13 protein-coding genes are annotated in these 12,753 nt (G+C 65.7%); 12 read left to right on the top strand and 1 reads right to left on the bottom strand.

Annotated elements, in window-relative coordinates:
• Window positions 1–22: 22 nt before the first annotated feature.
• From EEB18_RS00065 to EEB18_RS00050, 4 genes are all read left to right on the top strand, one after another.
• The gene (locus EEB18_RS00065; protein ID WP_187139732.1) at window positions 23–1,045 is read left to right on the top strand and encodes a DUF2804 domain-containing protein; all 1,023 of its coding nucleotides are present in this window, start codon (window positions 23–25) and stop codon (window positions 1,043–1,045) included.
• A 373-nt stretch (window positions 1,046–1,418) separates the two neighbouring features.
• On the top strand, window positions 1,419–2,558 hold the full coding sequence (locus EEB18_RS00060) for a site-specific DNA-methyltransferase (protein WP_187139733.1): 1,140 nt from the start codon (window positions 1,419–1,421) through the stop codon (window positions 2,556–2,558).
• A 100-nt stretch (window positions 2,559–2,658) separates the two neighbouring features.
• Window positions 2,659–3,789 (top strand): dihydropteroate synthase, encoded by a 1,131-nt coding sequence (gene folP, locus EEB18_RS00055; RefSeq protein WP_187139734.1) that lies wholly within the window; start codon window positions 2,659–2,661, stop codon window positions 3,787–3,789.
• 6 nt (window positions 3,790–3,795) lie between these two features.
• Window positions 3,796–4,602, top strand: a complete 807-nt coding sequence (locus tag EEB18_RS00050; protein ID WP_187139735.1) for a hypothetical protein — start codon at window positions 3,796–3,798, stop codon at window positions 4,600–4,602.
• 9 nt (window positions 4,603–4,611) lie between these two features.
• Here the strand turns inward: EEB18_RS00050 and EEB18_RS00045 are convergent, their stop codons facing one another.
• Window positions 4,612–6,045, bottom strand: a complete 1,434-nt coding sequence (locus tag EEB18_RS00045) for a sigma-54-dependent transcriptional regulator (protein ID WP_187139736.1) — start codon at window positions 6,043–6,045, stop codon at window positions 4,612–4,614.
• A 241-nt stretch (window positions 6,046–6,286) separates the two neighbouring features.
• Between EEB18_RS00045 and EEB18_RS00040 the strand changes: the two genes are divergently transcribed.
• From EEB18_RS00040 to EEB18_RS00005, 8 genes are all read left to right on the top strand, one after another.
• Window positions 6,287–6,406, top strand: a complete 120-nt coding sequence (locus tag EEB18_RS00040; protein WP_187139737.1) for an aa3-type cytochrome c oxidase subunit IV — start codon at window positions 6,287–6,289, stop codon at window positions 6,404–6,406.
• A gap of 10 nt (window positions 6,407–6,416) precedes the next feature.
• Complete coding sequence (locus tag EEB18_RS00035; protein WP_187139738.1) at window positions 6,417–7,538, top strand: NAD(P) transhydrogenase subunit alpha; 1,122 nt, start codon at window positions 6,417–6,419, stop codon at window positions 7,536–7,538.
• A 196-nt stretch (window positions 7,539–7,734) separates the two neighbouring features.
• Window positions 7,735–8,292: a hypothetical protein gene (locus tag EEB18_RS00030; protein WP_187139739.1), complete on the top strand. Its 558-nt coding sequence runs from the start codon at window positions 7,735–7,737 to the stop codon at window positions 8,290–8,292.
• Between the two features lie 181 nt (window positions 8,293–8,473).
• On the top strand, window positions 8,474–9,103 hold the full coding sequence (locus tag EEB18_RS00025) for a fasciclin domain-containing protein (protein ID WP_056350882.1): 630 nt from the start codon (window positions 8,474–8,476) through the stop codon (window positions 9,101–9,103).
• A gap of 258 nt (window positions 9,104–9,361) precedes the next feature.
• A complete protein-coding gene (locus EEB18_RS00020; RefSeq protein WP_222943131.1) occupies window positions 9,362–9,937 on the top strand; it encodes a fasciclin domain-containing protein in 576 nt (191 codons plus the stop codon).
• 144 nt (window positions 9,938–10,081) lie between these two features.
• Window positions 10,082–10,363, top strand: coding sequence for a proton-translocating transhydrogenase family protein (locus tag EEB18_RS00015; protein ID WP_187139741.1), 282 nt, complete (start codon window positions 10,082–10,084; stop codon window positions 10,361–10,363).
• 1 nt (window position 10,364) lies between these two features.
• Window positions 10,365–11,876, top strand: a complete 1,512-nt coding sequence (locus tag EEB18_RS00010; RefSeq protein WP_187139742.1) for an NAD(P)(+) transhydrogenase (Re/Si-specific) subunit beta — start codon at window positions 10,365–10,367, stop codon at window positions 11,874–11,876.
• A 164-nt stretch (window positions 11,877–12,040) separates the two neighbouring features.
• Window positions 12,041–12,739 carry an aspartate/glutamate racemase family protein gene (locus EEB18_RS00005; RefSeq protein ID WP_187139743.1) on the top strand — a complete coding sequence of 233 codons (699 nt, stop codon included), beginning with the start codon at window positions 12,041–12,043 and terminating at the stop codon, window positions 12,737–12,739.
• Window positions 12,740–12,753 lie beyond the last annotated feature (14 nt).

The raw sequence follows: 12,753 nt of genomic DNA, 5'->3' as shown, positions 1-12,753 counted from the left end.
ACCGTATGGAATGGGGGGTGCGATGGGTCAGCATGTGATGGGCGAAGGGCCGCTGCACGATGATGCGGGACGGCTGATCGATCCCGGCTATGCCACGCGCGAGGTGCGCCGGTACGATCGTGCCGCGATCGGCGCCGAAGCGGTGCGGATCAAGGAATGGGACTATTATTGCGTCATGAACGCCGATCTGGCGCTGGCGCTGACCGTCGCGGACAACGCCTATGCCGGCTTTCTGGGGGTGTCGTGGATGGATTTGCGGGCCGGGAACTTCGTCAATCACGGCGTGCTGATCCCCGAACCGATGGGGCGCATGGCCCTGCCGGCCAGCGCCGATCGCGGCAATATCGTGCAGGCGGCGGACGGAATGGAACTGGCGTTCCGACACGAGGCCGGAGGGCGCCGGCTGACCGTCCATGCGCCGGGCTTCGCCGATGGACGCGGATTGTCGGGCGAGATCTGGCTCGACCAGCCCGCGATGGACCGGATGGTGATCGCGACCCCCTTCGCCGACGATCCGCATGCCTTTTACTATAATCAGAAGATCAACTGCATGCCGGCGCGAGGGCGCGTGAAGGTCGGCGACGAATCCCATGATTTCCTGTCGGAAAATGCGCTTGCGGTGCTCGATTGGGGGCGCGGCGTCTGGACCTATGACAATGTCTGGTACTGGGGGTCGGCATCGGGGCTGGTCGACGGTCGGCGCTTCGGTTTCAACATCGGCTATGGTTTCGGCGACACCTCGGCGGCGAGCGAGAATATGCTGTTCGTCGACGACCATGCGCACAAGCTCGACGAGGTGACATTCCATATGCCCGAAGGCCCGCCCGACAGCGGAAATTGGCGCTTTTCGAGCAATGACGGGCGGTTCGAACTCGACTTCGCTCCCGCCGTCAATCGCTGGGCCAAGGTCGATGCCGGGATGGTCAGGACCGAACAGGACCAGGTCTTCGGCTGGTTTTCGGGGCGCGTGATCCTCGACGACGGCACCGCGATGACCGTTCGCGACCTGCCGGGCTTCGCCGAGAAGGTCTGGAGCCGCTGGTAGCAGCCAGCGTCCAGGTTGACCCGTCAATCCTCCCTGTCGCGTAGCGATGGGGAGGGGGACCGCCGCGAAGCGGTGGTGGAGGGGCCGCGACGTTACGCTATAGCCCCTCCGTCAGCGCTCCGCGCTGCCACCTCTCCATGGCTTCGCTACAGGGAGGATGGAATTTGAGATTTTTTTCGGCACTGAGTCCTCTTCGCCACACCACCACCCGTTGAGTCTCCGATTCGGCCGAGACTCCATATGGTGTGTGGGACTCGTTTCGTTCCCATGGCGTTAACCTTTATGACACCCGGAATCCTTAGAATCCCGGGCTTGACGGCGGACTCCGCCGGACTCATCAGGGCCTTCTTTTCATGCGGGACAGGGGCGAAACATGGGTGTGATGGAACGGGTGAAGATGCCCGCAGTGAAGCAACGCGCGCCGAAGGCCGCCCCGGTCGACCTGCCGCTCGACAGCATCCTGCAGGGCGATTGCGTCGAAATGATGCGCAGCCTGCCCGCCGCGAGCGTCGACATGATATTCGCCGACCCGCCGTATAATCTCCAGCTTGGCGGCGACCTGCATCGCCCCGACGGCAGCCAGGTCGATGCGGTCAACGACGAATGGGACAAGTTCGACAGCCTTGCGACCTATGACCGCTTCACCCACGCCTGGCTCGCCGAAGCGAAGCGCATCCTGAAACCTGGTGGCAGCATCTGGGTGATCGGCAGCTATCACAATATCTTCCGCGTCGGCGCCGCGCTGCAGGATCGCGGTTACTGGATCCTCAACGACGTCGTGTGGCGCAAGGCGAACCCGATGCCCAATTTTAAGGGCACCCGTTTCACCAACGCGCATGAGACGCTGATCTGGGCCTCGATGGGCGAGAAGGCGAAATATACCTTCAACTATCGCGCGATGAAGACGCTGAACGACGAATTGCAGATGCGCAGCGACTGGCTGATCCCGATCTGCGCGGGGCAGGAGCGGCTGAAGAAGGGCGGGCACAAGGTCCATCCGACCCAGAAGCCCGAAGCCTTGCTCTATCGCATCCTGCTCGCCTGTTCGAACCCAGGCGACGTGATCCTCGACCCCTTTTTCGGCACCGGCACGACGGGCGCGGTCGCCAAGCGTCTCGGCCGCCATTATATCGGGATCGAGCGCGAGGATGATTATATCGCCGCGGCGAAGGAGCGCATCGAAATGGCGCTGCCGCTCGACGAGAGCGCGGTGAAGACGATGATGGCGCCCAAGGCGGCGACGCGCGTCGCGTTCGGGACATTGGTCGAATGCGGCCTGATCGCGCCGGGTTCGGTGCTGACCGACACCAAGCGGCGCTGGAAAGCGACCGTCCGCGTCGACGGCAGCCTTGACTGCGAAGGCCAGCCCGCGGGGTCGATCCACAAGGTCGGCGCCGGTGTGCAAGACGCCCCGAGCTGCAACGGCTGGACCTTCTGGCATGTCGACGACGGCAAGCAATTGCGCGTGATCGATGCGGTGCGGCAGGACTGGCTGCTGGCCAACGAGGCGTAAAAGGCCGTCGCCCCCGCGAAGGCGGGGGTCGATGGAGAGGTAGCGCAAGGCCGACAACGGCCCCCGCCTTCGCGGGGGCGACGTGTTTTGGGGAAGAGGCATGTTCCAACCACTGACCAAGCCCGACCTCGGCAACGCATCATCCGACGCGCGGCTCTATTGCCGCCCGGCCTGCTTCGTCGACCGCCCGCACGAACTCGACGACGCCTGCCTGCGCATCGCCGACTCCATGGTCTGGTTCGCCGCCTGGCATGTCAGCATGCGCGACGCGGGTGTGGTCAAATCGGCGATCGTCACCGTTCCCGAACTCGCCGACTGGGTCGCGGCGATGCCCGACCCTCTCGTCGCCATGGCCGCCGCCCAGCGCGCCGGCGTGCTGCGCCCGCGCGGCGCGCTGCAGCTTGGCGAACGCATTGTGCGGCTGAACGAGCCGCAGTTGATGGGCATCCTCAACATCACCCCCGACAGCTTTTCCGACGGCGGTAAACATGTCGACAGCGCCGCGGCGATCGACGCGGGCTTCGCGATGGCGTCGGCAGGCGCGGCGATCATTGACGTCGGCGGGGAGTCGACCCGGCCCGGTGCGCCGCTCGTCTGGGAAGGCGACGAGATCGAGCGCGTGCAGGCGACCGTTGCGGGGCTGGCCAAGGGCGGCGTCGCGGTGTCGATCGACACGCGCAAGGCGGCGGTGATGGAGGCGGCGCTGGCCGCCGGCGCGACGATCGTCAACGATGTGTCGGCGCTGCGTTACGACGACCGCGCGATGGAGGTCGTCGTCAAGGCGGGCTGCCCGGTCGTGCTGATGCACGCGCCCGCGGCGAAGAGCGACCCGCATGAGGGCGGCGATTACGACCATGTCCTGTTCGACGTCTATGACCTGCTCGCCGAGCGCGTCGCGGCGTGCATCGCGGCGGGGGTCGACCCCGCGAAGATCATCGTCGATCCGGGGCTTGGCTTCGGCAAGGGCATCGGCGACAATCTGGCGCTGATCAACGGCCTCGCGCTGTTTCACAGCCTTGGCTGCCCGATCCTGTTCGGCGCGAGCCGCAAGCGGATGATCGGCGCGCTTGACAATGAAGCGCCCGCCGACCAGCGGCTCGGCGGCACGGTGGCGCTGCATTATCAGGCGGCGACGCAGGGCGCGCAACTGCTGCGCGTCCACGATATCGCCGAAAACCGGCAGGCACTGCGCGTGTGGCGCGGGCTGCGCGATGCGGCGCTGACCGCCTGATCCGGCGTGGCGGCGCTGTTCGAGCTGCTGCTGATCGCGCTGCCGGTACTGCTGCTCGTCACCCCGCGCAATCTTTATGGCTGGACGCTGGCGGTCCTCGTGCTCGCGACCACATGGCTGGCGTGGGAGAGCGGCCGGCCGCTGAGCATGAGCGAGGATTGGGGCGCGCTTGGCCGCATGCTCGCGACGGGGGCCATACTGATCTGGCTGGCGGCTTGGGCGCTGCGCGCGCTGATCGACTTCATCGTCTCGCGCAAATTTCCGGTCGACCCGATCGATTACCGGCCGTTTCGGGCCGCACTCGCGATCGCCGGCACCTTCTGGTGCGGCTGGTGGTTCGCCGCGCCGCTCGCGCGCTGGCTCGGGGGTTGGCCGGTGCTACTGCCGGGCGGGGCGGCGGCGATCTTCCTGCTCGTCCTCGGCTGGCGCGCGGATCGGGGCCGCTGGGTCTTGGCGAGCATCGGCGCCACGATCCTTCTGGGCATCGCGGCCATCTTGAGCTGGCCGCCCATCGTCGCGCGCGCGGCCGAGGATCGCGCGGCGGGCCAGCCCTATTGCATCATGATCGGCGACGGCGACCGCGACTATCGCCCCGCGCGCACGATGCTCGACCTTTCGCCGCTGCTGATGCGCGCGACCGAGGTGCCGAGCTTGCGCAACCAGCACGCGCTGCTGATCTTCCCTGCGGGCGGCGGGCTGCATTTTTCCTATCGCGGACGGCTGTTCGAGCGCGGGTTTGAGGGCGACGAATATGTCGACCATGCGCTGTGCACGCCGCAGCGCGATTTCGCGGGGTCGTTGCCGATCTGGTAAGGTTAGCGGTCAGGCCGCCGTGTCGATCCCGAGGTCGCTCAATTTGCGATACAACGTCGAGCGCCCGATCCCGAGCCTTCGGGCGACTTCGCTCATCCGGCCGCGATAGTGGCCGATCGCGAGGCGGATCACGTCGGCCTCGATCTCCTCGAGCGGGCGGAGGTTGCCGTCGGGCAGGTAGAGGGTGACGCCGATCGCTTCGCCGTTGATCGCGACATCGCCCTGGCCGACCATGCTGCCGCCGGCGAGCGTCGCCTCGAGCGCCTGGAAATCGGCGCTGGTGAGCACATCAGTGGTGCTGCCGACCGCGGCGCGGAACAGCACGTCCTGCAACTGGCGGACATTGCCCGGCCAGGCATAGGCGGCGAGCAGGCGCAGCGCGTCGTCGGTGACTCCGATCGGTCCCATGCCCGGCAGGCCGCCGATGCGCGCGAGCAAATGGCGCGCGAGCGGACCGACGTCGCCGCGGCGTTCCGAGAGCGAGGGCAGGGTGAACTGCGCGCTCGACAGCGCATAGAACAGGTCTTCGCGGAAATGACCGGCCTCGATCAGCTTGTCGAGCGGGCTGGCGCTGGTCGCGATGATGCGCACATCGACGCTCTGGCGGATGCTGCCGCCGATCATCTGGACTTCGCCGGTGTTGAGGAATTCGACGAGCTTCGCCTGCGTCTCGAGCGGGATGCACTCGACATGGTCGATGATGATGCTGCCCGCGTCGGCCTGGACCAGCCGGCCGACCTGGCGGTCGAAGGCGCCGGGAAAGGCGCCGCGTTCGTGGCCGAACAGCCCCGATCCGATCAGCCCCGGCGACACCGCCGAGCAATCGACCATCACCAGCCCGCCGCGGGCGCGCGGGCTGGCGCTGTGGATCGCGCGGGCAAAGACTTCCTTGCCGGTGCCGGGCTTGCCGTTGATCATCACCGGCACGCGCGCGCGCGCCGCCTTGGCGGCGATCGCGAGCGCGCTGCGGAAATTGGGGCTCGACCCGATGATTTCCTCGAACGCCAGCGGCGCGCGCAGCTTTTCGGTGAGCGGGCGGAGTTCGCCCTGCGGGCCGCTGGTCGCGGTGATCCGGTCGAGCGCGTTGAGCAGGCGGTCGGGGGCGATCGGTTTCTGGACGAAATCGCTTGCCCCGGCGCGCATCGCGCTGACCGCGACCTCGACCCCGTTGCGCATCGTGATGACGATCAGCGGCAGCGCGGGGCGCCAGCGGCGCAGTTCGGCGACGAATTCGGCCATATCCATGCCCGGCGTGCCCTGGTCGACAAGCACGGCGTCGAGCGCCATGCCTTCCTGGGTGCCGAGCTTGGCGAGCGCGGTGTCGGTGTCGCCGGCGATCACGCTGCGCCAGCCGCCACGCGACACGAGCGCCGACAGGAAGCGCTGTTGCGCCGGTTCGCTGTCGACGATCATCACCATTCGGGTGTCGCGCGCGCTTGCCATCGGTGTGAATATGCCCCCATTGGGCGGCAGTTTTCTGCCACCTGTTCCGCGTCGAACCGCCGATCTACGCGAAAGGGGTAAAAGGGCGATTAAGCGCGTCGGGCTTTTGCGGCGGGCGACTTATCGCAAAACCATCTATTGAGCATCGCGGGAGGCATGGCTAAGACCGGCGCGAAGGCCGATTCCGGGCCGGGCGCGGCGCGCCCGCTCGGCTTTCGGCAGCGACAAAGGGGAAAGAGCCATGGCACAGCAGGAAATGAAGGCAGCGGAAGACACCTATTCGGGTTTCATCAGCCTGTTCAAGGTCGGGTCGATCATCACCGCGGTCGTCGTCGTCCTCGTCGTCCTCCTGATCTCCTGACCGAACCGGCATGCGCATCGCCGTCCTGAAGGAGCTCGCCCCCGGCGAGACCCGCGTCGCCGCGACCCCGGAAACCGTGAAGAAATTCATTGGCCTGGGTGCTGAACTTGCCGTCGAATCGGGGGCGGGCGACAGCGCGTCGATCGCCGATGCCGATTATAGCGCCGCGGGCGCGACGGTCGGATCGCGCGCCGATGTGCTGAAGGGCGCGAACATCGTCCTCGCCATCCAGGGACCCGATCCCAAGGGGCTGACGGGCATGGCCGACGGCGCCTGGCTGGCGGCGGGGCTCAACCCGTTCGGCGAGCGCGACCGTGTCGATGCCTATGCCGCGCTCGGTATCGAGGCGCTGGCGATGGAGTTCATGCCGCGCATCACCCGCGCGCAGTCGATGGATATCCTGTCCAGCCAGGCGAATCTCGCGGGCTATAAGGCGGTCCTGATGGCGGCGAACGCCTATGGCCGTGCGTTTCCGATGATGATGACCGCGGCGGGCACCGTCAGCGCCGCCAAGGCGTTCGTGATGGGCGTCGGCGTTGCGGGGCTGCAGGCGATCGCCACCGCGCGCCGCCTGGGCGCGCAGGTCAGCGCGACCGACGTACGTTCGGCGACCAAGGAACAGATCATGTCGCTCGGCGCCAAGCCGATCTTCGTCGAGGCCGTCGCCGGCATCGAGGGCGAGGGCGCGGGCGGCTATGCCACCGAAATGTCCGACGAATATAAGGCGGCGCAGGCCGAGCTGGTCTCGTCGCACATCGCCAAGCAGGACATCGTCATTACCACCGCGCTGATCCCGGGGCGCCCTGCGCCGCGGCTGATTTCGGACGCGCAACTCGCGACGATGCGCGCCGGCAGCGTGATCGTCGACATGGCGGCCGAAAGCGGCGGCAATGTCGAGGGTGCGGTCTCGGGCGAGGCGAAGAAGATCCACGGTGTCACCGTGATCGGCGCGAAGAATATCGCGGCGCTGATGCCCGCCGATACCAGCGCGCTGTTCAGCCGCAACCTGTTCAACTTCCTCTCGGCCTTCTGGGACAAGGAAGCCGGCAAACCGGTGCTCGACGAGGAAATCGGCACTGCGGTGCGGCTGACACAGGGCGGCAAGGTGGTGCACGAGCGTTTGCTGGGGTGATGCGGCGCTACGCGTGCGTCGCGACACTGGCGCTGGCAATTGCGACGTCTTCGGCGGATGCCAAAGAGGCCGACGCCGGGTCGATCCGTTATGGATTTGATACGTTGCTGGTCCCCGGGACCCCGCCGAGCGGACGCACACGGTAGACAAGAAGGACGCCTGGTTCGTCGGCAAGGCCGTGCCCGCAGGCGCGGTCGTGCTTGATGCGCCGGTTGCCATTCCGAAAACCAAGGCGGTCCTCGAAAAGGGCCTGCCGCTGTCCATTGCGACGAACAGTTATTTCATCGCGTGTCAGCAGGGTCTGTCGGTCACCGCCGGCCTTTTCGGCGGTGGCAAGGCGTCGGTTTGCCTGATCGATTACGACCGGGACGGTGTGCTCGATTCATGGTTCCGGAGCAGCGTCGCCACGATCTGGAGCGAATATCACGGCAATATCCAGCGCGATGACATCTATCCTATCGGACCGATTGCGGCGACGCGCCTTACCCCTGAACAGGTCGACGACCTTGAACCCTGGACGGTGTATGCGCTGCGTTATGTCGGCGGCAGGCTGACCTACTGTATCGGCCTCGGCTATACTTGCCTGACCAATGGTCCGAAGATCGAGCCGATGGCGACCGAGCAGACGGTGGAGTTCGTGGGCGGCGAATATGGCTTCGCCCTTTTGGCCGACGGGCGATTGAACATCCGCATGATCCGCGATCCGCACAAGATGGTCTTCGTGCGCGGCGGTCTCGTAGCGCCGGCCCCTTGACCACGGGCAGCAAGGTTCGCTTCGCTTGCTAGGCCAAGCGTAGCCGGGCAATTTGTGCCGCCACGCGTCGCGTGACCCGCACTCCATTCGTCGCAAACGAGCGACCCGCTGGAACGATCCTGTCGCCGTGGGAGTCATGCAGGGAGAGGGGGACATCCCCCCGATCTCTGGAGATGATGTCATGAAAATCAGCTATCTGACGACGGCGGCCATGGTCGCCGCGCTCGGCCTTTCGGCTTGCAGCAAGACCGACGCGCCGCCCGCCACCGAAACCACGACCGTCGCCGAAGGCGACGCGGTGCCCGCCGATACCATGGCGCCGAGCACCAACCCGATGGTCGGCGGCGCCGAAATGTTCCCGACCAAGACGATCGTCGACAATGCGATCGCCTCGCCGATCCACAAGACGCTCGTCGCCGCGGTGACGCAGGCCGGACTGGTCGACACGCTGAAGGGCGCGGGTCCGTTCACCGTCTTCGCGCCGACCGACGACGCCTTTGCCAAGGTGCCGAAGGCGACGCTCGACGGCCTGATGCGTCCGGCACAGAAAAGCGTGCTTGCCGACGTGCTGAAATATCATGTCGTCGCCGGCAAGCTGACCGCAGCCGATCTCGCCGCCAAGATTACCGCCGGCGGCGGCAAGGCGGTGCTCAAGACCGTCAACGGGCAGGATCTGACCGCGACGATGGCGGGCAATGTCATTACCCTGACCGGCGCCGACGGCAGCAAGGCGACGGTGACGCAGGCCGACGTCAACCAGTCGAACGGGGTGATCCATGTCGTCGACGGGGTGCTGACGCCGAAGATGTAGGCTTGAGGCGCGCCGACCGCGATGCCGACGAATCGGGCCCGCGATGCCGTCTGGATGGCGCCGCGGGCCTGTTTCCCTTGGCGGACTATCGCCAGCGAAGCACGGTTCGTGGGAAAATTGATAGAAAATGGCCGATTATGGCCTTTTCATGACAATGTTCTTGCTTAGGATGGGGCCGAGGGTTTGACCCCGTCCTTTCCTTATCCGGAGAAATGTCTGATGTTGCGTGCCAAGTTTCTTGTTGCCCCCCTTCTTGCCTTGACCACCGCGCTTGCCGTTCCTGCCCATGCCTGGGCCGACGAAGTGGCCGCCGAAGCCGCGCCCGACACGACCGTCGCGCAGGCCGCCGCCAACACCCCCGATCTGACGACGCTGGCGCAGGCGATTTCGGCCGCCGGACTTGGCGATACGCTCAACGGCGCCGGCCCCTACACCGTCTTTGCGCCGACCGACGCCGCTTTCGCCGCGGTTCCGCAGCCGATGACCGACTATCTGATGGCCCCCGCCAACAAATGGGCGCTGGAGCAGGTCCTGACCTATCATGTCGTGCCCGGCCAGATCACCGCCGAGGATCTGTACAAGAAGATCAAGGCCGGTGGCGGCACCGCGAAGCTGACCACCGTCGCGGGCCAGGAGATCTCGTTCACCGAGGTGCAGGGCAATATCAAGGTCGACGGCACGCAGGGCAGCTCGGGCTACATTACCCGCTCCGACGTCGCGCAGTCGAACGGCATGGTCCATGTGCTGAACGGCGTGCTGATCCCGACGATCACGCCGCCCGCAGCGCCCGCAGCCGATGCCGCGGCGCCGGCGGAAGCGACCCCCGCGAGCTGATCGCCCGCGACATTTAATTGCCGCACGGGCCCGCAATCCGCCACCCGGCGATTGCGGGCCCGTCTTTTTGCGCGTCTTAGGAGTCGACAGGGTGGCGGCGGCGCGGCAAGAGGTGCGCTCGCGGAATCAGCAGGGGAGCTCGCCGTGGATTTCATCGGTATTTTTTCGATTTTCGTCCTGGCGTGCTTCGTCGGTTATTTTGTCGTCTGGTCGGTGACCCCGGCGCTGCACACGCCGTTGATGAGCGTGACCAACGCCATTTCGTCGGTCATCATCGTCGGGGCGTTGATCGCCAGCGCGGCCGCCGGTTCGGCGACCTCGAAATGGCTCGGCCTCGCCGCTGTCGTGATGGCCAGCATCAACATTTTCGGCGGCTTCGCGGTCACCGCGCGCATGCTGGCGATGTACAAGAAGAAGGTGCGCTGAGATGGACGTGCAATCGATCCTCTCCGCCGCGACCGGCGGTCATGGCCTCGCGGTCAACCCCTGGGCGGCCCTAGCATATCTGGTTGCGGGCGTTCTCTTCATCATGGCGCTGCGCGGGCTTTCGAGCCCGGCGACGGCGCAAAGCGGCAACCGCTTTGGTATGGCCGGCATGACGATCGCGGTCGTCACCACGCTGTTGACGCATGCGCCGGGAACGCGGGTAAGCACCGGGCATGACAGCTGGGCCTTCACCCTCGACACCGTCGGCCTGATCGAGATTCTCGTCGCGATCGCTATCGGTGCCGTCATCGGTATCGTCATGGCGCGCCGGATCGCGATGACCGCGATGCCGCAGCTCGTCGCGGCGTTCCACAGCCTCGTCGGCCTGGCGGCGGTCGCGGTCGCTGCGGCGGCCTACCTCAACCCGCTCGCTTTCGGCATTGCCGATGCGGCGGGGCAGATCCATGTCGTCAGCCGCATCGAAATGGGGCTCGGCATCGCGATCGGTGCGATCACCTTCTCGGGCTCGGTTATCGCCTTCCTCAAGCTCAACGGCAATATGTCGGGTTCGCCGATCATGCTGCCGGGACGGCACATCATCAACCTTGGCACGCTCGCCGCGATCGTCGGCCTGACCGCCTATTTCACGCAGGACCAGTCGCCCTGGGTGTTCTGGACGATCACCGGCCTCAGCTTCGCGATCGGTTTCCTGCTGATCATCCCGATCGGCGGCGCCGACATGCCGGTCGTGGTGTCGATGCTCAACAGCTATTCGGGCTGGGCGGCGGCGGCGATGGGCTTCACGCTCGGCAACACCGCGATGATCATCACCGGCGCGCTGGTGGGCTCGTCGGGTGCGATCCTGTCGTACATCATGTGCCGCGCGATGAACCGCAGCTTCATCAGCGTGATCGCGGGCGGTTTCGGCGGCGACGATGCGGCGGCAAGCTCGGGCGGGTCGAAGGAACAGCGGCCGTGGAAACCCGGCAGCGCCGAAGACGCCGCTTTCCTGATGAGCCAGGCCGAGAATGTCATCATTGTCCCCGGCTACGGCATGGCGGTGGCGCAGGCGCAGCACGCGCTGCGCGAGATGGGCGACCAGCTCAAGAAGGAAGGCGTCAACGTCAAATATGCGATCCATCCGGTCGCGGGACGCATGCCGGGCCATATGAACGTGCTGCTGGCCGAGGCGAATGTGCCCTATGACGAGGTGTTCGAGCTCGAGGACATCAACGGCGAATTCGCGCAATGCGACGTCGCTTTCGTCATTGGCGCGAACGACGTGACCAACCCGGCGGCGAAGACCGACAAGACGTCGCCGATCTATGGCATGCCGATCCTCGATGTCGCCAATGCCAAGACCGTGCTGTTCGTGAAGCGCTCGATGGGCGGGGTCGGCTATGCCGGCGTCGACAATGACGTCTTCTATATGGACCAGACGATGATGCTGCTCGGCGATGCCAAGAAGATGGCCGACGACATCGTCAAGGCGCTGAGCGGCAGCGGGCACTAGACAAGAATCGTCGCCCCTGCGAAGCAGGGGCCGCTGGCGGCCTCGCGCTGCCTCGATAGCGGCCAGTTAAGGGTTGGACATGCCCCCAGCATGTCCAAGGATTGTCCGGGGGACAATCCGACCCTTCACTCCTTCGCGGGGGCGACGTGTTTTAAAGGGACCTTATGCGCAAAATCGGCCTGATCGGCGGCATCAGCTGGGCATCGACCGAGCTTTATTACCGCCACCTCAACAAGGGCGTGCAAAAGCGCATCGGTACCGCCTGCTCGGCGCCGATCATCCTCGAAAGCCTGAATTATTGTGAGCTGTCGCGGCTGACGACGCCCGAGCAATGGGACCATGCGAAGTTCGTGCTGATCTCCTCGGCGCTGCGGCTCCAGGCCGCGGGCGCGACCGCGCTGATGATCGCGGCCAATTCGATGCACCGGATCGCCAAGGATATCGAGGGCGCGCTGTCGATTCCGCTGATTCATATCGTCGATGAGACGGGCGAGAAATTAAAGGCCGACGGAATCAAGTCTGCGGCGGTCATCGGCACCCGCAATGTGATGACCGAGCCATGGTTCCGCCAGAATCTGGTGCGCTACGGACTGACACTCGCGCCCTATGATGCCGAACGCGCCGAGGCGATCGACAACATCATCTATGACGAGCTGATGCAGGGCAAGGTCACCGAAAATTCGCGCCGCACGATGAAGACCTTCATCACCGACATCGCGAAACAGGATGTCCAGGCGCTGGTGCTCGCCAGCACCGAACTGGTGATGCTCGTCGATCCCGATGCCAATGTGCTGCCGGTCTATGACACCACGCGCATCCATGTCGCGGCAGGGGTGGACTGGATTTTGGGCGATACGCCCTGAACTGATCCTCCCTG

The sequence above is a fragment of the Sphingopyxis sp. OPL5 genome (assembly GCF_003797775.2).
In the GTDB taxonomy this organism is placed as follows: Bacteria; Pseudomonadota; Alphaproteobacteria; order Sphingomonadales; family Sphingomonadaceae; genus Sphingopyxis.
The sequence above is the reverse complement of the archived record's forward strand: the minus strand, read 5'-3'. Positions and strand labels throughout refer to the sequence as shown.

Excerpts from the sequence above, each read along its gene's own strand:
- EEB18_RS00065 (WP_187139732.1), top strand. The coding sequence starts at position 23 with ATGGGTCAGCATGTGATGGGCGAAGGGCCGCTGCACGATGATGCGGGA.
- EEB18_RS00060 (WP_187139733.1), top strand. The coding sequence starts at position 1,419 with ATGGGTGTGATGGAACGGGTGAAGATGCCCGCAGTGAAGCAACGCGCG.
- folP (WP_187139734.1), top strand. The coding sequence starts at position 2,659 with ATGTTCCAACCACTGACCAAGCCCGACCTCGGCAACGCATCATCCGAC.
- EEB18_RS00045 (WP_187139736.1), bottom strand. The coding sequence starts at position 6,045 with ATGGCAAGCGCGCGCGACACCCGAATGGTGATGATCGTCGACAGCGAA.
- EEB18_RS00040 (WP_187139737.1), top strand. The coding sequence starts at position 6,287 with ATGGCACAGCAGGAAATGAAGGCAGCGGAAGACACCTATTCGGGTTTC.
- EEB18_RS00035 (WP_187139738.1), top strand. The coding sequence starts at position 6,417 with ATGCGCATCGCCGTCCTGAAGGAGCTCGCCCCCGGCGAGACCCGCGTC.
- EEB18_RS00025 (WP_056350882.1), top strand. The coding sequence starts at position 8,474 with ATGAAAATCAGCTATCTGACGACGGCGGCCATGGTCGCCGCGCTCGGC.
- EEB18_RS00010 (WP_187139742.1), top strand. The coding sequence starts at position 10,365 with ATGGACGTGCAATCGATCCTCTCCGCCGCGACCGGCGGTCATGGCCTC.
- EEB18_RS00005 (WP_187139743.1), top strand. The coding sequence starts at position 12,041 with ATGCGCAAAATCGGCCTGATCGGCGGCATCAGCTGGGCATCGACCGAG.